Origin of the sequence: Methylobacterium brachiatum (genome assembly GCF_020523825.1) — a bacterium.
Lineage (GTDB): Bacteria > Pseudomonadota > Alphaproteobacteria > Rhizobiales > Beijerinckiaceae > Methylobacterium > Methylobacterium brachiatum.
In genome coordinates this window covers 148,198-173,884 of the sequence record NZ_JAJALK010000011.1, presented here as the reverse complement: position 1 = coordinate 173,884, position 25,687 = coordinate 148,198, and the positions used below count along the sequence as shown (strand labels likewise).

The 25,687-nt window shown below is 71.1% G+C and carries 19 protein-coding genes and 1 other RNA gene; 13 read left to right on the top strand and 7 right to left on the bottom strand.

The genetic code is table 11. The annotated features are described in order from the left end of the window. Positions 1-6: 6 nt before the first annotated feature. The 6 genes from LGR69_RS22460 to LGR69_RS22435 form a co-directional block, all read right to left on the bottom strand. Positions 7-2,349 carry a PAS domain-containing sensor histidine kinase gene (locus LGR69_RS22460; RefSeq protein WP_230367384.1) on the bottom strand — a complete coding sequence of 781 codons (2,343 nt, stop codon included), beginning with the start codon at positions 2,347-2,349 and terminating at the stop codon, positions 7-9. Positions 2,350-2,528: 179 nt separating this feature from the next. Further along, positions 2,529-5,150, bottom strand: a complete 2,622-nt coding sequence (pepN, locus tag LGR69_RS22455) for an aminopeptidase N (RefSeq protein WP_230367383.1) — start codon at positions 5,148-5,150, stop codon at positions 2,529-2,531. 110 nt (positions 5,151-5,260) lie between these two features. Beyond that, entirely contained in the window at positions 5,261-6,448 is a 1,188-nt protein-coding gene (locus LGR69_RS22450) for an MFS transporter (RefSeq protein ID WP_230367382.1), read from the bottom strand. Positions 6,449-6,452: 4 nt separating this feature from the next. After that, positions 6,453-7,748, bottom strand: a complete 1,296-nt coding sequence (locus LGR69_RS22445) for an arsenic transporter (RefSeq protein ID WP_230367381.1) — start codon at positions 7,746-7,748, stop codon at positions 6,453-6,455. Positions 7,749-7,775: 27 nt separating this feature from the next. Next, positions 7,776-8,216 carry an arsenate reductase (glutaredoxin) gene (arsC, locus tag LGR69_RS22440; protein WP_230367380.1) on the bottom strand — a complete coding sequence of 147 codons (441 nt, stop codon included), beginning with the start codon at positions 8,214-8,216 and terminating at the stop codon, positions 7,776-7,778. Then, entirely contained in the window at positions 8,209-8,568 is a 360-nt protein-coding gene (locus LGR69_RS22435; protein ID WP_122159480.1) for an ArsR/SmtB family transcription factor, read from the bottom strand. Before LGR69_RS22435 ends, arsC begins: the two co-directional genes overlap by 8 nt. A 50-nt stretch (positions 8,569-8,618) precedes the next feature. Between LGR69_RS22435 and arsH the strand changes: the two genes are divergently transcribed. The 10 genes from arsH (at position 8,619) to murD (ending at position 19,856) form a co-directional block, all read left to right on the top strand. Next, positions 8,619-9,365 (top strand): arsenical resistance protein ArsH, encoded by a 747-nt coding sequence (arsH, locus tag LGR69_RS22430; protein WP_230367379.1) that lies wholly within the window; start codon positions 8,619-8,621, stop codon positions 9,363-9,365. A gap of 130 nt (positions 9,366-9,495) precedes the next feature. Beyond that, the gene (locus LGR69_RS22425; RefSeq protein ID WP_007562307.1) at positions 9,496-9,936 is read left to right on the top strand and encodes a VOC family protein; all 441 of its coding nucleotides are present in this window, start codon (positions 9,496-9,498) and stop codon (positions 9,934-9,936) included. A 52-nt stretch (positions 9,937-9,988) separates the two neighbouring features. Beyond that, positions 9,989-10,387: RNase P RNA component class A (gene rnpB / locus LGR69_RS22420), an RNA gene on the top strand. Positions 10,388-10,790: 403 nt separating this feature from the next. Further along, positions 10,791-11,858 carry a 16S rRNA (cytosine(1402)-N(4))-methyltransferase RsmH gene (gene rsmH / locus LGR69_RS22415; RefSeq protein ID WP_230367378.1) on the top strand — a complete coding sequence of 356 codons (1,068 nt, stop codon included), beginning with the start codon at positions 10,791-10,793 and terminating at the stop codon, positions 11,856-11,858. Continuing rightward, a complete protein-coding gene (gene ftsL, locus LGR69_RS22410; RefSeq protein ID WP_007562310.1) occupies positions 11,855-12,268 on the top strand; it encodes a cell division protein FtsL in 414 nt (137 codons plus the stop codon). Before rsmH ends, ftsL begins: the two co-directional genes overlap by 4 nt. Positions 12,269-12,274: 6 nt before the next feature. After that, positions 12,275-14,170: a peptidoglycan D,D-transpeptidase FtsI family protein gene (locus LGR69_RS22405; protein WP_122159484.1), complete on the top strand. Its 1,896-nt coding sequence runs from the start codon at positions 12,275-12,277 to the stop codon at positions 14,168-14,170. 10 nt (positions 14,171-14,180) lie between these two features. Then, positions 14,181-15,641, top strand: coding sequence for a UDP-N-acetylmuramoyl-L-alanyl-D-glutamate--2,6-diaminopimelate ligase (locus tag LGR69_RS22400; protein WP_230367377.1), 1,461 nt, complete (start codon positions 14,181-14,183; stop codon positions 15,639-15,641). A gap of 32 nt (positions 15,642-15,673) precedes the next feature. Beyond that, positions 15,674-17,125, top strand: a complete 1,452-nt coding sequence (locus LGR69_RS22395) for a UDP-N-acetylmuramoylalanyl-D-glutamyl-2,6-diaminopimelate--D-alanyl-D-alanine ligase (RefSeq protein ID WP_230367376.1) — start codon at positions 15,674-15,676, stop codon at positions 17,123-17,125. Positions 17,126-17,215: 90 nt separating this feature from the next. Further along, positions 17,216-18,301: a phospho-N-acetylmuramoyl-pentapeptide-transferase gene (mraY, locus tag LGR69_RS22390; protein WP_007562319.1), complete on the top strand. Its 1,086-nt coding sequence runs from the start codon at positions 17,216-17,218 to the stop codon at positions 18,299-18,301. Positions 18,302-18,491: 190 nt separating this feature from the next. After that, positions 18,492-19,856 (top strand): UDP-N-acetylmuramoyl-L-alanine--D-glutamate ligase, encoded by a 1,365-nt coding sequence (murD, locus tag LGR69_RS22385; protein ID WP_230367375.1) that lies wholly within the window; start codon positions 18,492-18,494, stop codon positions 19,854-19,856. A gap of 255 nt (positions 19,857-20,111) precedes the next feature. On the opposite strand, the gene LGR69_RS22380 is transcribed toward murD, so the two are convergent. Next, the gene (locus tag LGR69_RS22380; protein WP_091863649.1) at positions 20,112-21,587 is read right to left on the bottom strand and encodes a methyl-accepting chemotaxis protein; all 1,476 of its coding nucleotides are present in this window, start codon (positions 21,585-21,587) and stop codon (positions 20,112-20,114) included. A gap of 284 nt (positions 21,588-21,871) precedes the next feature. Between LGR69_RS22380 and LGR69_RS22375 the strand changes: the two genes are divergently transcribed. From LGR69_RS22375 to murC, 3 genes are all read left to right on the top strand, one after another. Further along, complete coding sequence (locus tag LGR69_RS22375) at positions 21,872-23,038, top strand: FtsW/RodA/SpoVE family cell cycle protein (protein ID WP_230367374.1); 1,167 nt, start codon at positions 21,872-21,874, stop codon at positions 23,036-23,038. After that, entirely contained in the window at positions 23,035-24,144 is a 1,110-nt protein-coding gene (murG, locus tag LGR69_RS22370) for an undecaprenyldiphospho-muramoylpentapeptide beta-N-acetylglucosaminyltransferase (protein WP_230367373.1), read from the top strand. Before LGR69_RS22375 ends, murG begins: the two co-directional genes overlap by 4 nt. A 135-nt stretch (positions 24,145-24,279) precedes the next feature. Further along, entirely contained in the window at positions 24,280-25,686 is a 1,407-nt protein-coding gene (murC, locus tag LGR69_RS22365; protein WP_007562325.1) for a UDP-N-acetylmuramate--L-alanine ligase, read from the top strand. Position 25,687: the final 1 nt, after the last annotated feature.

The following is a 25,687-nucleotide window of genomic DNA, read 5'->3' as shown; positions in this document are numbered from 1 at the left end:
ACCGGCTCAGGCCGCGGCCGACCGGCGTGCGCTCGGACGTACGGCCTCCCGCTTCGTGCCGGCGGCACGGCCCGGCTGCTCCTTCTGCTCGGCCGCCGGGGCCGGGAGGCGCACGAGGACGACGGTGCCGACCGTTTCCTCGGAGCGGATGCGCAGCGAGCCGCCGTGCAGCTCGACCATGGAGCGGGTGATCGCCAGCCCGAGCCCCGAGCCCTTGTGGCTGCGGGTCATCTGCGCCTCGACCTGGGTGAACGGCCGGCCGAGCCGGGCGAGGTCGGCGCGGGGGATGCCGATGCCGCTATCCTCGACGAACAGGTGGGTGCTGGCCCCCGCCCGGCGGACCCGGACCGCGACGCGCCCCCCGGCCGGCGTGAACTTCACGGCGTTCTGGACGAGGTTCGCCAGGATCTGCTGCATCGCGCTCGGATCGGCCAGCAGCTCGATTCCGGGCTGGACGTCGACGCCCAGCGCGATCCCCTTGTCCCGGGCGGCCGCCTCGACCAGCCCGAGCGCGGAGGCGACGGCGGCCTCGGCCGGGATCGGCCGCGGGTTCAGCCGCACCCGGCGTGCCTCGAGCCGGGCCATGTTGAGGATGTCGTCGATCATCGAGAGCAGGTGCGAGCCGCTCTCGCGGATGTCGCGGCAATATTCGGTGTAGCGCGGGGTGCCGAGCGGCCCGAGGACCGCGTTCTCCATCACGTCGGCGAAACCGATGATCGCGTTGAGCGGCGTGCGCAGCTCGTGGCTCATATTGGCCAGGAACTCGGACTTGGCCTGGCTGGCGGCCTCGGCGGCGGCCTTCTGGTCGAGGTAGCGCTCGGCCAAGTCGGCGAGCTGCTGGGTCTGGAGTTCGAGGGTGCGGCGGGAGCGCTTGAGGTCCTTGACGGTCTCGATCAGCTCGCGCTCGGACGCCTGGAGCTGCTCCTGGTGGCGCTTCAGGCTGGTGATGTCGGTCCCGACCGAGACGTAGCCGCCATCCTTGGTGCGGCGCTCGCTGATCTGAAGCCAGCGGCCGTCCGTGAGCTCGGCCTCGAAGGTCCGGGCGGCCATATCGGTGAGGGCGAGGCCGGCCTCGGGGGATTCCCGTCGGACCTGGGGCAGCACGCCCCGGCCCATCACGTCGGTGTAGCTCCGGCCGGATTGCGCATCCTCCGGGCTGAGGGCGTGGAGGTGGCGGAACTTCGAATTGCACAGCACCAGGCGGTTGCCGGTATCCCAGAGGACGAAGGCCTCGGAGATCGCCTCGACGGCGTCGCGCAGGCGCATGTCGGAGGCCGCATTGGTCTCCTCCAGGGCGCGCTGCTCGGTGATGTCGGTGGCGATGCCGACGAGGTGGCGCCCGCCATCGGTGGCGTCCGGCATGACCTCGGCCCGGGCGCGCAGCCAGACATAGGCGCCGTCGGCGCCCCGCATCCGGAAAGCGTGGTCGACGCAGGTCTGGGCGGCGGCGAGACCCCGGGCGAGGCTGTAGAGGTCGCCGTCGTCGGGATGGACCAGGGCGTTCACGGCCCCGAAGGAGAGATATTCGTGCTGCCGCTGGTAGCCGAGCAGGGCGTACATCGAATCGGACCAGTAGATCCGGCCCCGGGCGATGTCCCAATCCCACAGCCCGCAGGCGCCGCGGCGCAGGGCGGTCTCGAGCCGGCCGCGGATCTGCTCGCGGGCGCGGTCGGCCCGGGTCGCCTGGCGGCTCTGCAGCCCGTAGGCCAGGCCGACGCCGACGATCACCAGGATCGCGGCCCCGACCAGCACGATCTGGTCCCGGGCCCGGGCGCTCCACCCGCGCATCAGCGGCTCGATCGGCTGCAGCACCGCGACCTGTCCGGCCCCGTCGGGCAGGCTGTGGATGGCCGCGAGCACGCTCTCGCCGCCGGGCAGGTCGAGGGCCATGGCGCCGGCGCGCTCGCCGAGCCCGGAGAGCGGCTCGCTGTCGCCGAGCACCTGCGCCAGGGTCGTGGCGTCGGAGGGAAGGGGCGGATGGGCGGCGGCGATGCGGGTATCGGGCCGCACCAGCAGCAGGCGCCGGCCGGGATGCCGCTCGCTCTCCGGCATCAGCACGCGCAGGTCCGAGGCCTTACCGGCGCTCGGGACGATCGCCCGGGCGGCCAGCCGGGCGAAGCCCTCGACCTCGGCCTTGGCGCCGGCCAGGATCTCGGCACGCTGCCCCTGGATGTGGAGCGCCGCGAGCCCGACCAGGCAGGCCAGGAACACCGCCAGGATGCCCGGCACGGCGTAGCGCAGCCACCGCTCGATCAGACCGAGCCGCGGATCCCGGACGCGCATCGGCCAGGAAACGGCGAGACTCGAATCCGCACGCGCGGAGAAGGAAGCGGAAGCCGCCTCCGGCATGGCCGAACCTCACCCAAGGGAACTGCGATCCGTCCGTGGCGTCTCGCGCCCCTCGAATCTGACGGGATAGAACCATCTTCGAGGGGCGCTTGTCCACGGATTTTTTACCATTCGGCCTTGACGGACCCGATGGGTTGCGACTCGGCGAGAGAATCGATTTCTACCGCAAGTTCAGGTACTTAGCCACCTCCCAGGGTGCGTGCGACGATGTCGGCCGTGTCCCGCGACAGGCCCGGGATCGCCTTGATCCGATTAAGCATTTCGCCGGCTTTCGCGGCCCGCGATTTTTCCAGCCGACGCCAGGATCCGAAGGCCGTCAGCAGGCGCGCGGCAACCTGTGGGTTGGTCGAATCCAGCGCCGCGACCGTGTCGGCGACGAGGGAAAATCCGGCGCCGTCGGCCCGTGCGAACTGCGTCGGGTTGCCGAACGCCAAGGTTCCGATCAGCGCGCGCACCCGATTCGGGTTGGTCATGGTGAAGGCCGGGTGCGCTTTCAGCCGGGTGATTCGCTCCAGGGTGCCGGGCTCGGGGATCTGCGCCTGGATCGCGAACCACTTGTCGAGGACCAGCGGCTCGTCGGCGAAGCGCTCCGCGAAGCCCGCCAGCGCGTCCTCCCGAGCCTGACCGGGGATCAGCGCCAGGGTACCGAGCGCCGCCAGCCGGTCGGTCATGTTGGTAGCGTTCGCCAGGCGCTCGGCCGCACGCTGCGTCCCGGCCTCGGGATCGCCCGCGGCGATCAGGTCGAGGGCGGCGTTGCGCAGGGACCGGCGCCCGGCCGAGGCCGCGTCGGGGCTGTAGGCCGCGCCGTCGGCCGGGGCGAGGGCGGCGTCGAGCCGCTCCAGGCGCGGCCGCAGGGTCCGGCCGAGGCGTGCCCGCAGGTCGAACCGCGCCCGGTGGATCGCGTCGGGATCGACGTCGGCGGACAGGGAATCGGCGGCCTCGCCCTCGCTCGGCAGGGTGACGACCAGGGCCGCGAAGGCCGGGTCGGCCAGGGCTTCGCCGTCGAGGAAGCGCCCGAGCGCCTCCGCGAAGGCGTCGGCCCGGGCGGGATCGGGGTCGAGGATCAGCCGCAGGGCAACGTCCTGGGCCGCCTGCCAGCGGTTGAACGGGTCGCTGTCCTGCGCCAGCAGCCGCATGCGCTGGGCGTCGGTGAGGTCGAACTCGAGCCGCACCGGGGCCGAGAAGTCGCGCAGGAGCGAGGGCACCGGCTCCTCGGTGACCTGCTCGAACACGATCTCGGCCTCGGCACGGTCGAGGACATAGACCCCGTTCCGGACATCCGGGCAGGTGGCGTTCGTGAGCGGCCCCGCAGCGCCGACGAGGCCGAGCGCCACCGGGATCACCAGGGGCGGGGCGTCGGGGCCGGTCTCGCCGGGCAGGCTCTGAGTGAAGCGCAGGGTGCAGCGGGCGGCCTGCGGATCGTAGGCCATGGCGACGGACAGGCGCGGCGTGCCGGGCCGCTCGTACCAGCGGGCGAAGGCCGAGAGGTCGCGCCCGGTCACGGTGGCGAAGGCGGCCAGGAAGTCCTCCACCGTGGCGGCGCGGCCGTCATTGTCGGCGAAGTAGCGGTCCATGCCGGCCCGGAACGCCTCCGGGCCGATCAGCGTCCGCAGCATCCGGACGATCTCGGCACCCTTGTCGTAGACGGTCGCCGTGTAGAAGTTGTTGATCTCGGCATAGGCCCGCGGCCGCACCGGATGGCGCAAGGGGCCGGCATCCTCAGGGAACTGGCGCGCCCGCAGGGACCGGACCTCGGAGATCCGGTGGACCGGCCGGGAGCGCATGTCGGACGAGAATTCCTGGTCGCGGAAGACCGTCAGCCCTTCCTTGAGGCAGAGCTGGAACCAGTCCCGGCAGGTGACCCGGTTGCCCGACCAGTTGTGGAAATACTCGTGGGCGATGATCGCCTCGATCGCCGCGTAATCCCCGTCGGTCGCAGTCTCGGGGCTCGCCAGAACGTATTTGTCGTTGAAGATGTTGAGGCCCTTATTCTCCATGGCGCCCATGTTGAAGTCGGACACGGCGACGACGTTGAATACGTCGAGGTCGTAGGCGCGACCGAAGGCGGTCTCGTCCCACCTCATTGAACGGATCACGGCATCGAGGGCGTAGTCGGCGCGGGCCTCCTTGCCGGGCTCGACATAGACCGCGCAGGTGACGGCGCGTCCCTCCTGGGTGGTGAAGTTGGTCTCGACCTTGCCGAGCCGGCCGCCCACCAGCGCGAACAGGTAGGCGGGCTTCGGATGCGGGTCGTGCCAGATCGCGAAGTGCCGATCGGCCCCGGCGGGGCCGGATTCGACCAGGTTGCCGTTGCCGAGCAGCACCGGCGCCTCGGTCCGGTCCGCTTCGATGCGGGTGGTGTAGATTGCCATCACGTCGGGGCGGTCGAGGAAATAGGTGATCCGGCGGAAGCCGTCGGCCTCGCACTGGGTGCAATAGACCCCGCTCGAGCGGTAGAGGCCCATCAGCTTGGTGTTGGCGGTCGGATCGACCTCGGTGACGAGGCGTAAAGTGAACGGCTGCTGGGGCGGGGCGTGCAGGGTGAGGCCCGACGGGGTCGCGGTGTAAGAATCCGCGGCGAGCGCCGCGCCGTCGAGATCCGCCGAGACCAGGCGAAGGTCGTCGCCGTCGAGATGCAGCGGCGCGCCGGCGCGCCCCGCCGGGTTCGGACGCAGGGCCAGGGTCGCGTCGATCCGGGTGGCGTGCGGGTCGAGGCGGATGTCGAGATCGACGCGGTCGATCAGGTAGTCGCTCGGCCGGTATTCCTCCAGGCGGATCAGCGGCGGCGTCTCGGTGCGCATTCGGCTCTCTCTCCGGATCGGGTTCGGCCCGTTCTGGTCCCTCGCGCGGCCCGGCGCAACGCGGGCGCGCAGCTCGGATCACGGATCGGAAAGGCGCGGCGGGCCCGGGGTCAGGACGATGTGGCGGCGATGCCCTTCATGCGCCACAACCCGCCGATCAGAACGAGGTTGATCGCGGCGAGCAGCGCCAGCAGGCCCCACAGGGCGTCGGGCCCGATCCGCACCAGCAGGAACGCGCCGAGCGGCGGCGCGAGCGCCTGGGCGACCAAGCCCGGCCGGGCCAGCCGGCCGACGAGCCCCGCATAGCGCTCCGGTCCGAACAGCACGAGGGGCACGGTGCCCCGCGCGATCGAGTAGACCCCGTTGCCGGCTCCGTAGACGGCCAGGGCGAGGCCGATCACCGGCCCGTGCGCGGCCAGGAGCAGCAGCCCGAGGGCGACCAGCACGAAAGCGGCGGTCAGGGTCCAGAGCGGGTGGTGCCGGCCCCGGTTGGCGATCTCGATCAGCCGCGCCCCGACCTGCGACGGCCCGATCAGCCCGCCATAGGCGACTGCGGCCGCCAGCGTCTCGCCCCGGGCCTGGAGCAGGGTCAGCAGGTGCACCGAGACCAGCGCCATGATGGTGCCGCCGAGCACCAGCACGCCCGCCATCAGCAGGAAGGCCTGCGCCTGCCAGGGCGCCAGCGGCGCGACCGGCCGCACCCGCCCGGTCGCCGCTATCGCCAGGGGCGGGGCCGAGGGGATCAGGACGAGGACGAGCGGCAGCGTCACCGCGAGGTGCAGGCCGGCATAGGCGAAGCACGTCCCCCGCCAGCCGAGATGGGCGACCAGGAAGGCCGAGAGCGGCCAGCACAAGGTGCTGGCGAAGCCGCCGATCAGGGTGAGGGCGGTGATCGCCGAGCGCGCCTCGGCGCCGTAGAGCCGGCCGAGGGTGGCGTAGGCGGGATCGTACAGGCCGCAGCCCATGCCGAGGCCGAGGATCAGCCAGCCGCCGAGGAAGACCGGGAGCGTGGGGGCGAGGCCGAGCACCGCGAGCCCGGCGGCGAGCAGCAGGGCCGCCGCCGCCAGGACCGGCCGTCCCCCGCGCCTCTGGATGACGGCGCCGACCCGCGGCGACGCGAAGGCCGCGACCAGCAGGCCGAGGGACAAGCCGCCGACGATCCAGGCGAGCGGCCAGCCCGTGTCCCGGGCGATCGGCTCCGCCAGCACGGCGGGAATGTAGAAGGAGGAGCCCCAGGCGAGGATCTGGACCACGCCGAGGGCTGAGATCACCGGCCAGCGACGGGTCCGATCGGCCATCGGATCAGCTGGGTCCGAGCAGCGGCAACCACAGAGCCAGGGCCAGCAGCGCAGCCAGCAGCACCGGCACGGTGATCACCAGGCCGACCCGCATGTACTGGCCCCAGCCGATCCGGTAGCCCTTGCTGGCCAGGACGTGCAGCCAGAGCAGCGTCGCGAGGCTGCCGATGGGGGTGAATTTCGGTCCGAGGTCGCACCCGATGACGTTGGCGTAGACCAGGAGCTCGCGCATCAGCGGCGCGAGATCCGGGGCCTGCTGGATCGCCAGGGCGCCGATCAGCACGCTCGGCATGTTGTTCATGACCGAGGACAGGATCGCGGCTCCGAAGCCGGCCCCGACGGCGGCCGCTACCGGCCCGTAGCCGGTGAGCCAGACGAGACCGCGCGCCAGCCCGTCGGTCAGGCCGGCATTCTTGAGGCCGTAGACGACGAGATACATGCCGAGGCTGAACAGCACGATCTGCCAGGGCGCGCCGGCCAGCACCGTCCGGATCGGGATGCGGCCGCCGCGCCGGGCCAGTACCAGCATCAGGGCCGCGCCCGCGCAGGTCACGACCGAGACCGGGACCCCGAACGGCGCCGTGACGAAATAGGCGACGAGCAGCAGCCCGAGCAGCGGGAACGCCGCCCGGAACAGGAGCGGGTCGCGGATCGCCTCGCGGGGCGGCTCCAGCCTGCCGACCGGGTAGGCGGCCGGCACGGCGCGGCGGAAATAGAGACCCAGCACCGCCAGGGTCGCCGCCAGCGAGACCAGGTCGACCGGCACCATCACGGCGGCGTAGCGCCCGAAGCTCAGGTCGAAGACGTTGGCGGAGACGATGTTGACGAGGTTGGAGATGACCAGCGGCAGGCTGGTGGAATCCGCCACGAAGCCGCAGGCGATGATGAAGGCCAGAGCCGCCTGAGGCTTGAAGTCGAGCTTGAGCAGGATCGCCAGCACGATCGGCGTCAGCAGCAGGGCGGCGCCGTCATTGGCGAACACCGCCGCGATGGCGGCGCCGAGCACGACGACCAGGGGGAACAGACGGCGGCCCCGTCCGCCGCCCCAGCGCGCGACATGCAGCGCCGCCCAGTGGAAGAACCCGGCCTCGTCGAGCAGCAGCGAGATGATGATCAGGGCGACGAACGTGAAGGTCGCGTCCCACACGATGTGCCAGACCACCGGCACGTCGGCCGGCTGGATGACCCCCGTGGCCAGGGCGACGCCCGCGCCGATCAGGGCGCTCCAGCCGATCCCGAATCCCCCGGGCTGCCAGATGACGAAGACCAGGGTGACGGCGAAGATGGCGAGCGCGAGCATGCTTGTGCGAGTCTCGTCCGCAGCGGCTCAGGCCAGCCCGACGCGGCGGCCCTGCGCATCGACGACCGGCTCGCCATCCTCCTTGACGAAATCGCCCTGCTGCGCGGGCAGCAGCTCGAGCACCGCCTCGGAGGGCCGGCACAGGCGGACGCCCTTCGGGCTGACCACGAGCGGCCGGTTGAGCAGGATCGGGTGCGCCGCGATGGCGTCGAGGAGCTGGTCGTCGCTGAGCGCGGGATCGCCCAGCCCGAGTTCGGCGTAGGGCGTGCCCTTCTCGCGCAGGGCGTCGCGCACCGAGAGGCCGGCGCGGGCCAGGAGCTGCTTGAGCAGCGCCCGCGCGGGCGGGGTCTTCAGGTACTCGACGACGTGGGGCTCGATGCCGGCGTTGCGAATCATCGCCAGGGTGTTGCGCGAGGTGCCGCAATCCGGGTTGTGGTAGATCACCACGTCGATGGCGCGATCAGGCATGGTCCACGTCCTTCGTGTTGGGGCCGCAGGCCGACAGGGCGGCCAGCGCCGGCGCGCAGACCTCCGGGTGACCCTGGCAGCAATCCGTCATGAGAAATTCGACCAGCCCGGATAGGACCGGGTAGGCGACGCTGTAGATGATCGAGCGCCCCGCCCGCCGGGACCCGATCAGTCCCGCCTGCTGCAGCTCCTTCAGATGGAAGGAGATGGTGGAGGCGGAGACCCCGATGGCGGCGGCCAGGGCGCCCGAGGCCATGCCGTCCGGGCCGGCCTTCACCAGCGCCCGGAGCGCCCGCAACCGGTGCTCCTGGCCCAGGGCCATGAAGGCCGCGAGGGCTTGCGACTCATCCATTTTCGTTTCAACATTCAAACGATCGTACGATCATACAAGAAAGTGTGCCCGTGAACAAGCCTGCGCAGCCCTTCGCCGACGGGATCCCGAACCTGAGCCGGCCGCATTTCGCGGTGCCGAGCTCCGGTCAGCTCGCGGTGGCGCAACCCTTCGCGCACGCGCCGCGCTTCCTGATCCTCTACGGCTCGCTGCGGGCGCGCTCGTTCAGCCGCTTCCTCGCCTACGAGGCGGCCCGCCTCCTCGAAGCCATGGGCGGCGAGGTCCGGATCTACGACGCGCACGGCCTGCCGCTGCCCGACGATTCCACCGCCGACCACCCGAAGGTGCAGGAGTTGCGCGCGCTCTCGCTCTGGTCGGAGGGGCAGGTCTGGGTCTCGCCGGAGCGGCACGGCAACCTCACCGGCGTGATGAAGAGCCAGATCGACTGGCTGCCGCTCAGCGAGGGATCGGTGCGCCCGACGCAGGGGCGCACGCTCGCGGTGATGCAGGTCTCGGGCGGCTCGCAGAGCTTCAACGCGGTCAACAGCCTGCGCCTGCTCGGCCGCTGGATGCGGATGATCACCATCCCTAACCAATCCTCGGTGCCGATGGCCTACAAGGAATTCGACGAGGCCGGCCGGATGAAGCCGGGGCCGCTCTACGAGCGCGTGGTCGATGTCTGCGAGGAGCTGATGAAGTTCACGCTGCTGACCCGGGAGCGGGCCGGGTATCTCGTCGACCGCTACAGCGAGCGCAAGGAGCGGGCGCCGGACCGGCTGCAGGACGTGGCGGCCGATATCGGCATCGGGAAGCCGTGACATGGACAGCGCGGCCTACTCGGCCGGGGAGGCGCGCTCTAGCTAGGACAGCGACCGGCCCCGCCGGCCATGTCCGTTTCCGCAGAGGGCGTCGCGACGGCCCTCGCTCCGACAGAGGGATAGCCGCTTGATGGAATACCTGCACACCATGGTCCGGGTGGCCGATCTCGATCGCGCGCTCGCCTTCTACGTCGACGCGTTCGGCCTGAAGGAGGTCCGCCGGGTCGAGAACGAGAAGGGCCGCTTCACCCTGGTCTTCCTGGCCGCCCCCGGGGATGTCGAGCGGGCGCAGGCGACCAAGTCGCCGCTGCTCGAACTGACCTACAACTGGGACCCGGAGACCTATACGGGCGGGCGCAATTTCGGCCACCTCGCCTATCAGGTCGACGACATCTACGCCTTCTGCGCCGAGCTCAAGGACAAGGGCGTGACCATCAACCGTCCGCCCCGCGACGGCTACATGGCCTTCGTGAAGTCGCCGGACGGGATCTCCATCGAGATCCTGCAGAAGGGCTCGGCCAAGGAGCCGCAGGAGCCGTGGGCGTCGATGGAGAACACCGGCAGCTGGTAAAGACCCCGGCGCCCTTGACCCGGACGGCGGTGCGGGCCCATCTGCCTGCGGATCAGCCGGCCGGGCGGCCGCTCCGGACGCATCAGCGTCCGGGGAGGAAAGTCCGGGCTCCATGGAGAGACGGTGCCGGATAACGTCCGGCGGGGGCGACCCCAGGGACAGTGCCACAGAAAGCAGACCGCCCCGGATGCGTCCGGGGTCAGGGTGAAAGGGTGCGGTAAGAGCGCACCGCGGACGCGGCAACGCGGACGGCACGGCAAACCCCACCGGGAGCAAGACCGAATAGGGGCGGCGCGCCCTTCGCGAGAAGGGCAGGCCCGCTCTCCAGGCCAGTCGCCCGGGTTGGTTGCTCGAGGCGGTCGGCAACGACCGTCCCAGAGGAATGGCCGCCACGTCGGCGCGCGCGAGCGCTCCGGCCTTACAGAACCCGGCTTATAGGCCGGCTGATCCCACTGCCCCCGGAACCCCGCCGCGACGCGCGTGCCCGCGCTTTGCCGGGCGGCGCAAGGCGCGGATTTCGCGCGCGGCAAAAACCTTCGGTTAACCGTACCGGGGTCAGATCGGTCGGCTCGCCAGCGCCAGGCTCGCGCGTTGACGATCCTCCGAGGCCCATGATACCCGGCATCCTCCCGTCAACGGCGTGTATCGGATCGCCGGGCGTAACCTGCACTGGTGCAGGTCCCGTCCGTGCGCGGCGTTTCGCGCGCTCTGCATCCGGTGCCGTTCCCGTCACGCGCGCCGCGCTCGCGCGGCCCGGCACAGGGCACCATGAGACGCACGAGCCGCATCCGCGCCGGAATTCCCGGATCGCGTCGAAACACCGATTTTCCCGGCGCCGGCCCGGCGAGGCGCGCATGATTCGGCGCCGCCCCCCGGCCGAGATCGCGGCCGCCGCGCGCTGCGATGGCCCGGTCTCCACCCAGCCCCACGTGCCGGTGCTGCTCGACGAGGTCGTCGAGTCGCTCAAGCTCGACGGCGGCCTGGCCGTCGACGGCACCTTCGGGGCCGGCGGCTACACCCGTGCGCTGCTGGCCGCCGACCCGACGCTGCAGGTGATCGCCATCGACCGCGACCCGCAGGCGATCGCGAACGGCCAGACCCTGGTCGGCGAGGCGGGCGGGCGCCTGCGCCTCGTGCCCGGCCGGTTCGGCGACCTCGACGCGCTGCTCGGCGAGGCCGGCGAGGCCAAGGCCGACCGGGTCGTGCTCGATATCGGCGTCTCGTCGATGCAGCTCGACGCGCCGGAGCGCGGCTTCTCGTTCCGCAACGACGGCCCCCTCGACATGCGCATGGGCAATGACGGCCCGAGCGCCGCCGACATCGTCAACGAGGCCGACGAGACCGTGCTCGCCGACATCATCTACCATTACGGCGAGGAGCGGCGCTCGCGCGCCGTGGCCCGGACCATTCACGAGGCCCGCCGCCGCGGCCGGATCGAGACCACCGCCCAGCTCGCCGAGCTCGTGGCCAGCGTGGTCTGGAGCGAGCCCGGCAGCCACATCCACCCGGCGACCCGGACCTTCCAGGGCCTGCGGATCGCCGTCAACGACGAGCTCGGCGAGCTGGTGCGCGCGCTCCACGCCGCCGAGCGGGTCCTGGCGCCCGGCGGGCGGCTCGCCGTGGTGACGTTCCATTCGCTGGAAGACCGGATCGTCAAGCAGTTCTTCGCCGCCCGCAGCGGCCGCTCCGCCCAGGGCTCGCGCCACCTGCCGGGCGGCCAGACCGAGACGATCCGGAGCTTCCGGCTCGTCACCAAGGGGCCGGTCCTGCCGGGCGAGGCCGAGACCGCGCGCAACCCGCGCGCCCGCTCGGCCAAGCTCCGGGCCGCCGAACGCACCGAATCCGAGACGCCCGAACCGCTCGCCGCGCTCCACGCGCTGGCCAGCCTGCCCGAAGCCGCCCGCGGGGGCCATCGCCGATGATCCGCCTGCTGAACCTCCTGGCGGTCGCCGGCCTCGTGGCCTCGGCGATCTACGCCTACTCGATCAAGTACGATACGCTCTACCAGGGCGGTCAGGTCTCCAAGCTGCAGACGGCGCTCCACAAGGAGCGGCAGGCGATCGCGGTGCTGCGCGCGGAGTGGCAGCTCCTGACCCGGCCGGACCGGCTGCAGGCGGCGGTGGACAAGCACCTCGCCCTGGAGCCGATCGGGACCAGCCACCTGGCCCGCCTGTCGGACCTGCCCGCCCGCCCGGAGCGCGGCGACGAGATCGGCCGGCTGCTCGCCGCGACCGCGACGCCCAAGGACAAGGGCAGCATCGAGCCGCGCACCACCGGCTCGATCACCCGCACCGTCACCACGACCCGCACCCCGAATACCGCTTCGAGGTAATCACCCGTGTCCGAAGACGCCGACCAGATCAGACACGCGGCCGCCGAGGTGCAGATCTCGGAGCACGACGCACCGGCTCACGACGCGGCGCATTATGCCGTGTCCGAGCATGAGGCCGCCGCGCTCGAGGCCGCCGCCCGGGCCCTGACGCCGGACCTGCGCGCCGCCCGCGCCAAGGCGTTCGTGCGGAGCATGTTCCGGCTCGCCATCGAGCGCTCGCATATGCGCGTCGCCCTGGTCGGGCTGGTCTTCGTCATGGTGTTCGGGACGATCTCGGCCAAGCTCCTGATGATGGCCGTGTTCGGCGATCCGCCCAGCCAGGAGCACCGGGTCGCGGCCGCCTCCTCGACGGCGTTCCGGCCCGACATCGTCGACCGCAACGGCGAGATCCTGGCCACCGACATCCGCACCGTCTCGGTCTTCGCCGAGCCCGGCAACATCTACGACAAGGACGAGGCGGTAGAGCTGCTCACCGCGGTGCTGCCGGAGCTCAACGCCTCGGAGCTGCGCGCCAAACTGTCCTCCCGCAAGGACAAGAAGGGTGCCGGCTTCGTTTGGGTGAAGCGCGAGCTGACCCCGAAGCAGCAGGCCGAGGTCCACCGGCTCGGCATCCCGGGCATCGGCTTCCTGCCCGACCACAAGCGGGTCTATCCGAACGGCACCGCCGCCGCCCACATCCTGGGCGCGACCAACCTCGACGGCGTCGGCATCGCCGGCATCGAGAAGTACATCGATTCGACCGGGCTCCAGGCGCTCAACAGCTTCGGGCTGGTCAGCAAGCAGGCCGACCTCAAGCCGGTGCAGCTCTCCATCGACCTGCGCGCCCAGTTCGCGGTGCGCGACGAGCTGGCCTGGGGCATCGACCACTTCAAGGCCAAGGCCGGCGCCTCGATGATCCTCGACGTCAAGACCGGCGAGGTGATCGCCCTGGTCTCGATGCCGGACTTCGACCCGAACGACCCGAAGGACGCGCTGTCGCCCGACCGCATCAACCGCATGAATGTCGGCGTCTACGAGATGGGCTCGACCTTCAAGGCGATGACCCTCGCCATGGCGCTCGATTCCGGCAAGTACAACGTCAACTCGACCTTCGACACCCGCGGCGGCGTGCTGAACTGGGGCCGGCAGAAGATCCACGAGTATCACGGCACCAACCGGGTCATCACCATGCCGGAGGTGTTCACCCATTCCTCCAACATCGGCTCGGCCAAGATGGCGCTCGGCGTCGGCGTCGCCGGCCACAAGGCGTTCCTGAAGAAGATGGGCCTGCTCGACCGGCTGCGGACCGAGCTGCCCGAGAGCGCGGCCCCGATCGTCCCGTCCCGCTGGAGCGAGATCAACACGATCACCATCGCGTTCGGCCACGGCATCGCGGTGGCGCCGATCCAGGCAGCGGCCGCGGTGGCGGCGATCGCCAATGGCGGCGACCTGATCACCCCGACCTTCCTCAAGGCCGCGCCCGACGACAAGGCGCGCGCCACGCACGTCCTGTCCGGCCTGACCTCCGAGGCGATGCGCTACATCATGCGCCTGAATGCCGCCGAGGGCTCGGCCAAGAAGGCGTCGGTCCCGTACTACTTCGTCGGCGGCAAGACCGGCACGGCCGAGAAGGTGATCGGCGGCCGCTACATCCACAACCGCCTGTTCACCACCTTCATGGCGGCGGCGCCGATGAACGATCCGAAATACCTGTTCGTCACGATCATGGACGAGCCGCAGGGCCTGCCGGAATCGGGCGGCTACGCCACCGCGGCCTGGAACTCGGGCGTGGTGACCGGCAAGGTGATCGAGCGCGTGGCCCCGATCCTCGGCCTGCCGCCGCAATTCGAGCCGCCGGTGCGGCCCTTCCCCCAGATGGTCAAGCTCAACGCCTACCACGTCAACCAGCTGGGCGGCCCATGATGGTGCAGCGATGAGCGCCCGGCTCGCCGATCTCTTCCCGGAGGCTGCCGGCCCGGCCGCCGACCTGACGGTGTCGGCGCTGACCGCCGACAGCCGGAAGGTCGTGCCCGGCAGCGTGTTCGTCGCCGTGCCGGGCACGCAGGCCGACGGCCGGCTGTTCGCCGCCCAGGCCGCCGGACGCGGCGCCGTCGCGGTGGCCGGGGAGGGGGATCGTCCCGCCGACCTGCCCGAGGCGGTGGCGTGGATCGCGGTTCCGGATGCCCGCCGGGCGCTGGCGCTGGCCGCCGCACGGCTCGCGGGCGCGCAGCCCGGGACCGTGGTGGCGGTCACCGGCACGGCCGGAAAGAGTTCGGTCGCCGATTTCGTCCGCCAGATCCTGGCCCGGCTCGGCCGCGACGCCGCGAGCCTCGGCACTGTCGGGATCATCACCAATCGCGGCGCGGAATACGGCTCGCTCACCACCCCCGACCCGGTGACGCTGCACCAGACCCTGGCGCGTCTCGCCCGGGAGGGCGTCACGGAACTCGCCATGGAGGCGTCCTCGCACGGGATCGAGCAGCGGCGCCTCGACGGCGTGCGGCTCACGGCTGCGGGCTTCACCAATCTCGGCCGGGACCACCTCGACTACCACGCGAGCATCGAGGAGTACCTCACGGCCAAGCTGCGCCTGTTCACCGACCTTCTGCCGGACGGCTGCCCGGCGATCGTCAACGCCGACGGCGCCTTTGCCGACCGGGTGATCGCCGCGTCCGAGGGCGCCGGGCGGCCGGTGCGCACGGTCGGGCGCGGGGGCCGGCATATTCGCCTGGTCTCGGCGACGACGGAGGGCTTCGCCCAGGCCGTGACGCTCGCGCATGACGGCGCGACCCGGACGGTGCGCCTGCCCCTGGTCGGCGAGTTCCAGATCGAGAACGCCCTGGTGGCGGCGGCCCTGGTGCTCGCCACCCCGGCGGGGGCCGCCGATCCGGACGGCGTGTTCGCGGCCCTCGACCACCTCACCGGCGTGCCGGGCCGGATGGAGCGGGTCGGCGAGGCGCGTGGCGGCCTGTGCCTGGTCGATTACGCGCACAAGCCCGAGGCCCTGGAGAGCGTGCTGGGCGCGTTGCGGCCGTTCGCGTCCGGCCGCCTGATGGTGGTGTTCGGCTGCGGCGGCGACCGCGACCGGGGCAAGCGGCCGATCATGGGGGCGATCGCCGCGCGGCTGGCCGACGTCGTGATCGTCACCGACGACAACCCGCGCTCCGAAGATCCGTCGGCGATCCGCCGGGCGATCCGCGAAGCCGCTCCGAAGGCCGAGGAAATCGGCGACCGCGCCGCGGCGATTCACGACGCGGTGCGCCGCCTCGGACCCGGCGACGTGCTGGTCGTGGCCGGCAAAGGCCATGAAACCGGCCAGATCGTGGGAGATCGGACCCTGCCGTTCTCGGACCACGAGGTCCTGCGCGCCGCAATCGCCGAGGCCGCACGCTGATGGCGCGGCCGGATGGGGGACGGGGGCTGACCATGACTGCACTCTGGACCCGAGACGACCTCGAAGCCGCCACCGGCGGCCGGCTGATCGGCGAGGACCGCCCGATCGGCGGCGCGTCGATCGACACCCGCACGCTGGAGCCCGGCGACCTGTTCTTCGCCATCCGGGGCGAGGCGCGGGACGGCCACGACTTCGTCGCCGACGCGCTCAAGCGCGGAGCCGGCGCCGCGGTGGTCAGCGAGGCCCGCGCCGCCGACCTCTCGGCCCACGGCCCGGTGCTGGCGGTCCCGGATGCGGGCGCCGACCCGGTCCTGACCGCGATGACCCGCCTGGGCGAGGCCGCACGGGCGCGCACCGATGCCCAGGTGGTGGCGGTGACCGGCTCCGTCGGCAAGACCGGGACCAAGGAGGCCCTGCGCCACGTGCTGGCCGGGCAGGGCGAGACCCACGCCTCGGCGGCCTCCTACAACAACCATTGGGGCGTGCCCCTGACGCTCGCCCGGATGCCGCGCACCACCCGCTACGGCGTGTTCGAGATCGGCATGAACCACCCGGCCGAGATCGTGCCGCTGACCGCCCAGGTCCGGCCCGACATCGCGCTGATCACCACGGTGGAGCCGGTCCATATCGAGCATTTCGCCTCGGTCTCGGCGATCGCGGACGCCAAGGGCGAGATCTTTTCCGGGCTCGAGCCCGGGGGCGTGGCGATCATCAACCGCGACACCGCGACGTTCGAGCGGCTGCTCGCCCATGCGCGGGCGTCGCGCGCCGGCCGGGTGGTGAGCTTCGGCGAGCATCCGGAGGCGGATGTGCGCGCCCAGACGATCGTGCTCCGCCCCGACCTGTCGGTGGTCGACGCCGTCGTGATGGGCCAGCCGGTCACCTACAAGCTCGGCACCGCCGGACGGCACACGGCGCTGAACTCCCTCGGCGTGATGGCGGTCATCCACGCGCTCGGCGCCGACCTCGCCGAGGCGGCCCTGTCGCTCGCCGGGCTGGCCCCGCCGGTCGGGCGCGGCGAGCGCACCGCCCTCGAGATCGACGGCGGCACCGCCTACCTGGTCGACGAGAGCTACAACGCCAACCCGGCCTCGGTCCGGGCCGCGATCGCCACGCTCGCCGGCATCGAGACCGGGCCGCGCGGTCGCCGCATCGCGGTGCTGGGCGACATGCTGGAACTCGGCGCGGCCTCGCCCGACCTGCATCGCGGCCTCGCCGAGGCGATCGAGGCCGCCCGGATCGATCTGGTCTTCGCCTCCGGTCCGCTGATGCGCAACCTGTTCGAGGCGTTGCCGGTGAGCCGCCGCGGCGGCGTCGCCGACACCGCCGCCGACCTGATCGAGCCGCTGACCCGCAACCTCCGCTCCGGCGACGCCGTGATGGTCAAGGGATCGAACGGCAGCCGCATGGGGCGGATTGTCGAGGTCCTGAAAGCCCGCTACGCGGTCGACCCGGCCCGGCGCGGTCTCGCCGCCGCGCCGTGACCCACCCGATGATCGGCACGCCCGAGCGTTCGCGACGATCGGTGCCGCCCCCCGAAACCCGCGCCTGAACAAAAGGGGCCGAGCGCCCGGATGCTGTACCTTCTCTCGGAACTGAGCGGCACGTTCACGCCGTTCAACGTCTTCCGCTACATCACCTTCCGCACCGGCGGCGCGCTGTTCACGGCGGGCCTGTTCGTGTTCTGGTTCGGGCCGTGGATCATCTCCCTGCTGCGCCTGCGCCAGGGCAAGGGCCAGCCGATCCGCGAGGACGGGCCGCAGACCCATCTGCTGACCAAGCGGGGCACGCCGACCATGGGCGGCCTGATGATCCTGGCGGGCGCCGTCGTGGCGATCCTGCTCTGGGCCAATCCGCGCAATCACTACGTGTGGGTGACCCTGACCGTGACCCTCGGCTTCGGGGCGATCGGCTTCTACGACGACTATCTCAAGGTGACGAAGCAGTCGCACAAGGGCTTTTCCGGCAAGTTCCGGCTCTCGCTCGAGGCGCTGATCGCCATCGCGGCCTGCACGACCATCTCGATCTACTCGCCCGCCGCCCTCCAGAACCAGCTCGCCTTCCCGGTCTTCAAGGACGCGCTGCTGAACCTCGGCTGGTTCTACGCCCTGTTCGGGGCCTTCGTGATCGTCGGCGCCGGCAACGCCGTGAACATGACCGACGGCCTCGACGGCCTGGCGATCGTGCCGGTGATGATCGCCTGCGGCACCTTCGGGATCATCGCGTATCTCGTCGGCAACTCGTTCACCGCGAGCTACCTGCAGGTGAACTACGTCCGCGACACCGGCGAGCTCGCCGTCGTCTGCGGCGCGGTGATCGGAGCCGGCCTCGGCTTCCTCTGGTTCAACGCGCCGCCGGCGCAGATCTTCATGGGCGATACCGGCTCGCTGGCGCTGGGCGGCCTGCTCGGCGCGGTGGCGGTGGCGACCAAGCACGAGATCGTCCTGGCGATCGTCGGCGGCCTGTTCGTCCTCGAGATGATGTCGGTGATCATCCAGGTCGCGTCGTTCAAGCTCACCGGCAAGCGCGTCTTCCGGATGGCGCCGATCCACCACCATTTCGAGCAGAAGGGCTGGAAGGAGCCGCAGGTCGTGATCCGGTTCTGGATCATCGCGGTGATCCTGGCGCTCGCCGGCCTGGCGACCCTGAAGCTGCGCTGAGAAGATGTGTTAGAAGTATCCCACGAAGGCCGATCCCAACCAGGCCCTCTTCCTGAGGTGCGGCCGCGAAGGAGCCCTCCAGAAGGCCGCGTGATCCTGGGGGCCTCCTTCGAGGCCCGCTGGCGCGGGCACCTCAGGATGAGGAGGTTGGGTGGGATCGGCGATGTTGCCACGTTGAATTGAGTTTCCCATGACACCCGTCACCGTCTTCGCGGGCCAGAAGGTCGCCCTGTTCGGGCTCGGCGGCTCGGGGCTGGCCACCGCCAACGCGCTGAAGGCCGGCGGTGCCGAGGTGATCGCCTGGGACGACAATGCCGACAGCGTCGCGCGGGCGCGGGAAGCGGGGATCGGCACGCAGGATCTGCGCGAGGCCGACTGGTCCGGCTTCGCGGCCCTGGTGCTCAGCCCCGGCGTGCCCCTGACCCATCCCGAGCCGCACTGGACCGTCCGGCTGGCGCGCGAGGCCGGGATCGAGATCATCGGCGATATCGAGCTGTTCTGCCGGGAGCGCCGGGCGCGGGCGCCCGAGGCGCCGTTCGTGGCGATCACCGGCACCAACGGCAAGTCGACCACCACGGCGCTGATCGCCCACGTGCTGGCCCAGGCCGGGCGCGACGTGCAGATGGGCGGCAATATCGGCACCGCCATCCTGTCGCTGGAGCCGCCGGATGCGAGTCGCGTCCACGTGATCGAGATGTCCTCGTTCCAGATCGACCTGACCCCGGGCCTCGACCCCACGATCGGCGTGCTGATGAACATCACGCCGGATCATCTCGACCGCCACGGCACCATGGAGCAATACGCCGCCATCAAGGAGCGCCTGATCGCCGGCGCCGGCCTGGCGGTGGTCGGCATCGATGACGGCCCGAGCCGGGCGATCGCCGAGCGGCGCGCGGGCGGCCTCGTGCGGGTCCACGTGCCCACCGGCGACGCCCTCTGCACCGACGCCCTGACGGTGCGCGACGGCATCGTCCGCGATCCCGACGGCACGGCGCTCGCCGACGTCAACGGCATCGGCTCGCTGCGCGGGGCGCACAATTGGCAGAACGCCGCCGTCGCGGTGGCGGTGGCCCGGGCCCTCGGCCTCACCGGCGAGGCGATCCAGGCCGGCCTGTCCTCGTTCCCGGGGCTGCCGCACCGGATGGAGGAGGTCGGACGGCGCGGCGCCGTGCTGTTCGTCAACGATTCGAAGGCGACCAACGCAGATTCCACCGAGAAGGCGCTGACCGCCTTCCGGGACATCCACTGGATCCTCGGCGGCAAGGCCAAGGAGGGCGGGATCTTCCCGCTGGTGCCGTATTTCCAGCGGGTCGCCCATGCCTACCTGATCGGCGCGGCCTCGGACGCCTTCGCGGCGACCCTCGAAGGCGTCGTGCCCTACACCCGCTGCGAGACCCTCGAGGTCGCTGTCCCCAAGGCCGCCGAGAACGCCGCCGCTTCGGGCGCCCCGGAGCCGGTGGTGCTGCTCTCGCCGGCCTGCGCCTCCTACGACCAGTTCCGCAATTTCGAGATCCGCGGCGACCGGTTCCGGGAGCTGGTGCGGGCGCTGCCCTGAGGGGCGCCAAGGGCCGTCAGCGACGCCCGAACGCTGCCCGACATTCCAGGACGCCGTAGACGCGACCCGCATCCCAGAGCCGCCGACGGCGCAAGGTCCTGCTCGACCTATGTTTCCAGGGTCCGGGCTCCGCGTCGCGGCCCCGGCATGGCGGCGTGCTGGGTCCCGGCGTCACCGCAAGGACGAGCAATCACGCCATCGCGCAGCTTCGAAGACCATCGTCCAGCCTGCGATTGCCCTGAGACGGCGCCCCCGTCAGCGCGCCAGCACCTTGGCGGCGTCCCGGGTGGTGCCGACCGCCTCGGAGACGTCGGCCACCGCCTGCACGATCGCCCCGATATTGCCGGTGATCGCCGTGACCGCGCCGGCGGCGCTCTGCATGCTCTCGGCGAGGTCGCGGGTCACCGCGCTCTGCTCCTCGATCGCCGCCGCGGTGGTCACCACGGTCTCGCGCATCACCGAGACCGAGGTCCCGATCGAGCCGAGCGCCGAGACCACCTCCTGCGAGACCTGCTGCACGCTCGCGATCTCGCCGTTGATCTGCCCGGTGGCGCGGGCCGCCTGATCGGCGAGCGCCTTCACCTCGGAGGCGACCACCGCGAAGCCGCGGCCGGCCTCGCCGGCACGCGCCGCCTCGATGGTCGCGTTGAGCGCCAGCAGGTTGATCTGGCCGGCGATGCTCTGGATCAGGCCGACGATGCTCGACATCGCCGTCGCGCTGTCGGCGAGCCGCTTGGTGTGGCCGTCGGCGTCCCGCACGCAGGCATAGGCGGTATCGGTGGCACTCTGGGAGCGCACGATGCTCTGGGACATCTCGGCGACGGAGGCGGCCAGCTCCTCGGCCGCGGCCGCGACGGTCTGAACGTTGCCCGAGGTCGAATCCGCCGCCGAGGAGGCCAGCCGGGCGGCATCGGTGGAGTGCAGGACCGCGTGCTCGATCGCGCCGAAATTGGTGTCGATCAGCTTCCGGAGATCGGCGAGCAGGCGGACCTGCTCGGTGATGTCGGTGGCGAATTTCACCACCTTGTAGGGGCGGCCGGCGGCGTCGAGGATCGGGTTGTAGGAGGCCTGGATCCAGACCTCGCGCCCGTCCTTGCCGAGGCGCCGGAACTGTGCGGCCTGATAGGTGCCGTTCCGCAGCGCCGCCCAGAACACCCGGTAGGCTTCGCTGTCGCGATAGGCAGGCTCGACGAACAGGCTGTGGTGCCGGCCGACCACCTCGTCCCGCCCGTAGCCCATCGCGGCCAGGAAGTTGTCGTTGGCCTCGATCACCATCCCATCGAGGTCGAACGCGATCACCGCCTGGACCTTGTGGATCGCCGCGATCTGGCCGGCGCGGTCGGCCTCCTCGGTGCGCTGCCGGGTGATGTCGGTGGCGAACTTCACCACCTTGTAGGGCCGCCCCCGAGCGTCGAGCATCGGATTGTAGGACGCCTCGATCCAGATCGGCCGGCCGCCGCGGCCGACCCGCCGGAACTGGCCGGACTCGAAGCCGCCGGCACGCAGGCGATCCCAGAACGCCCGGTATTCCGCGGAATCCCGGTAATCCGGATCGACGAACAGGCTGTGGTGCTGGCCGACCACCTCCGGCAGGGTGTAGCCGACCGCGTCGAGGAAATTGGTATTCGCCGAGAGGATGCGGCCGTCGAGATCGAACTCGATCATCCCCTGCACGCGGTCGAGGGCGGCCAGCTTCGCGGACGTTTCACGAGCCTTCAGGGCAGCGAACATGGCGGACCGACTTCTGCTGTGGGGAGATTGGGCTTGGCGCGGCGGCGCGCGACGGGCCGCTTCCAGAACCTGATGGCGATGCACCTCAAGGTTGCGTGGTGAGGATTAACATTCGATGACATCGGCCACAGTACAGGGCGTTCAAATACGGTAGCTCCCCGCGGCAGCGGCAGCGCCGCCCGCCGCTGGGCCTCCCGGCCATAAGGCTCCGTTTACCATTCCCCCACAGGATCGGCCCGACCCACGCGGACCGGCCTCCGTGTGGCCTGGAGTCGTTGCCCGGCATGATCTCACGCGCGGAACGCACACCCCTCACCGACTGGTGGTGGACGGTGGACCGCGGGCTGCTCGCAGCGCTGTTCGCGCTGATGGTGGCCGGCCTGGTCTTCCTGATGGGCGGCGGCCCGCCGGTCGCCGAGCGCATCGGCCTGCCGACCTTCTACTTCCTCAACCGGCAGGCGCTCTACCTGGCGCCGACCATCCTGCTGATCTGCGCGGTGTCGTTCCTGTCCCTGCGCGGGGTCCGGCGGCTGGCGCTGGTCACCTGGATCTGCGGCGTCGCGCTCTGCCTGCTCGCCGGCAAGTTCGGCCCGGAGATCAAGGGCGCGCATCGCTGGATCCAGTTCGGGCCGATCGGCCTGCAGCCGTCGGAATTCGTCAAGCCGGCCTTCGTGGTCGTGGCCGCCTGGGCCTTCTCGGAGGGCGCGCAGCGCCGCGACATGCCGGGCGGCTTCCTGGCGATGCTGCTCCTGCCGGTCACCATCGTGCCGCTGCTGCTCCAGCCGGATTTCGGCCAGACCATGCTGATCACCATGGTGTGGTGCGCGCTGTTCTTCGTCGCCGGCCTGCACCTGATCTGGGTGGCGCTGCTCGGCATGCTCGGGCTCGGCGGCGTGTTCGCGGCCTACCTGTTCTTCCACCACGTCCGCGAGCGCTTCAACAAGTTCCTCGACCGCGATTCCGGCGGCGGCTTCCAGGATTTCTGGTCGCGGGAATCGTTCCGCTCCGGCGGCTGGTTCGGCACCGGCCCGGGGGAGGGGGTGGCCAAGCGGCACCTTCCGGACGCACATACCGACTTCATCTTCTCCGTCACCGGCGAGGAGTTCGGCGTGATCGTCTGCCTGTGCCTCGTGGCCCTGTTCGCCTTCATCGTGCTGCGCGGCCTCAAGCTGGCGCGGCGCACCGACGACACCTTCTCGCGCCTGGCGATCACCGGCCTGACCACCCTGTTCGGATTGCAGGCCTGCATCAACATGGCGGTGAACACGCAGCTGATGCCGGCCAAGGGCATGACCCTGCCGTTCGTCTCCTTCGGCGGCTCGTCGATGATCTCCCTGGCGCTGGGCACCGGCTTCCTGGTCGCCCTGACACGCAAGCGCCCGCGCACCGTCCTGCTCAGCCAGAAGCCCCCCGGCACCGCGTCGGCCACCGTCGCCGGAGTGATGCGGTGACCGTCTTCACCCCCACGATCCTGCTCTGTGCCGGCGGCACCGGCGGGCACCTGTTCCCGGCCGAGAGCCTCGCCCACGCCCTGCGCGCCCGGGGCATCCGGGTGGCCCTCGCCACCGACGCCCGGGTCGACGCGATCTCGGGCGAGTTCCCGGCCTCCGAGGTGGTCACGATCGCCTCGGCCACGCCGTCGGGCCGTTCGCCGCTGAAGCGGGCCGCCGCCGTGCTCACGCTGGGCCGCGGCTTCGGCGTCGCCGCCAAGGAGATCCGCCGGATCAACCCGGCCGCGATCGTCGGCTTCGGCGGCTACCCGACCGTGCCGCCGGTGCTCGCCGGCCAGATCCTGCGGGTGCCGACGGTGCTGCACGAGCAGAACGCCGTGATGGGCCGGGCCAACGCCTTCCTGGCGCGGGGTGCCCGGACCATCGCCACCGGCTTCAAGGACGTCCGCGGCGTGCCCGACAAGGCGCGTGCTCCGCGGATCCACACCGGCAACCCGCTTCGCCCCGCGGTGATCGAGGCGGCCGGGATCCCGTATCCCGCCTTCGGCCCCGGCGATGCCCTGCGGCTCCTGGTGTTCGGCGGCAGCCAGGGCGCCCGGGTCATGGGCGAGGTCGTGCCCGAGGCGATCGAGCGCCTGCCCGCCGACCTGAGAGCCCGCCTGCACCTCGTCCAGCAGGTCCGGCCCGAGGACCTGACGGCGGTGCAGAACCGCTACCTCGCCATGGGCCTCGCCGGGATCGAGGCGGCGCCGTTCTTCAAGGACCTGCCCGCCCGCATGGCCGCCAGCCACCTGGTGGTCTCGCGCTCGGGCGCCTCGACGGTGTCGGAACTCGCAGCGATCGGCCGGCCCTCGATCCTGGTGCCGCTGCCCGGCGCCCTCGACCAGGACCAGGCCGCCAACGCCGCGACCCTCGACGCGATCGGCGCGGCGCTCGCCCTGAAGCAGACCGCCTTCACCCCGGATCGCCTCGCCGCCGAGCTGGTCGCGTGCTTCGCGACGCCGGCAAAATTGACCGCGGCGGCCGATGCGGCCAGAAGCGCAGGCATTCACGATGCCGCCGAGCGGCTGGCCGAGGTCGTCATCGAGACGGCCCGCCGCTTGTAGCAAGGGGGTTTCCAAAGGGCAGAGCCCTTTGGCGGGGTGTCGGGGCGCAGCCCCTGAGACCGGCGGGCCCCGCCCGCACCCGCGAAAGGTCACGGACCTTTCGAAACCATGACGTTACGAAAGGTACGACGACAGATGAAGCTGCCCGACAAGCTCGGACCCATCCACTTCATCGGCATCGGCGGCATCGGCATGTCCGGCATCGCCGAGGTGATGAACAACCTCGGCTACACGGTCCAGGGCTCCGACGCCTCGGACAACGCCAATGTCCGCCGGCTCGCCGAGAAGGGGATCCGCACCTTCGTCGGCCATCAGGCCGAGAACGTCGACGCGGCCGCCCTGGTGGTGGTCTCGACCGCAATCCGGCGGGACAACCCGGAACTCCAGGCCGCCCGCGAGCGCCGGCTGCCCGTGGTCCGGCGCGCCGAGATGCTGGCCGAGCTGATGCGCTTCAAGTCCTGCGTCGCCATCGCGGGCACCCACGGCAAGACCACCACGACCTCGCTGGTCGCCACGCTGCTCGATGCCGGCAACCTCGACCCGACCGTGATCAATGGCGGCATCATCAACGCCTACGGCACCAACGCCCGGATGGGCGAGGGCGACTGGATGGTGGTGGAGGCCGACGAATCCGACGGCACCTTCCTCAAGCTGCCCGCCGACGTCGCCATCGTCACCAACATCGACCCCGAGCATCTCGACCATTTCGGCTCGTTCGATGCGGTGAAGGACGCGTTCCGGCGCTTCATCGACAACATCCCGTTCTACGGCTTCGCGGTGATGTGCACCGACCACCCGGTGGTGCAGGACATGGTCGGCCATATCGAGGACCGCCGGATCATCACCTACGGCGAGAATCCCCAGGCCGACGTGCGCCTGCTCGACGTGGACCTGAAGGGCGGGCAGAGCCGCTTCCGCGTCATGATCCGCGACCGGCGCCCGGGCTTCCGCATGGAGATGGAAGATCTGGTCCTGCCGATGCCGGGCAAGCACAACGCGCTCAACGCCACCGCGGCGCTGGCCGTCGCCAACGAGCTCGGCGTCTCGCACGACGCGATCCGCCGGGCCCTCGCGGGCTTCGGTGGCGTCAAGCGCCGCTTCACCCGCACCGGCGAGTGGAACGGGGCGACGATCTTCGACGATTACGGACACCATCCGGTGGAGATCAAGGCGGTGCTCAAGGCCGCCCGCGCCTCGACCGACGGCAACGTCATCGCGGTGGTCCAGCCGCACCGCTACACCCGTCTCGCCTCGCTGTTCGACGATTTCTGCACCTGCTTCAACGACGCCGACACCGTGATCGTCGCCCCGGTCTACACGGCGGGCGAGGCCCCGATCGAAGGGGTCGACCGCGACGCCCTGGTCTCCGGCCTGCGCTCCCGCGGCCACCGCGACGCCCGTCCCCTCGACCGGCCGGAGGAGCTGGCCGGGATCATCGCCGAGCTCGCCAAGCCCAGCGACTACGTCGTGTGCCTGGGCGCCGGCACGATCACCCAATGGGCCTACGCGCTGCCGGGCGAACTCGCCGCGCGGGGGAAGTGAG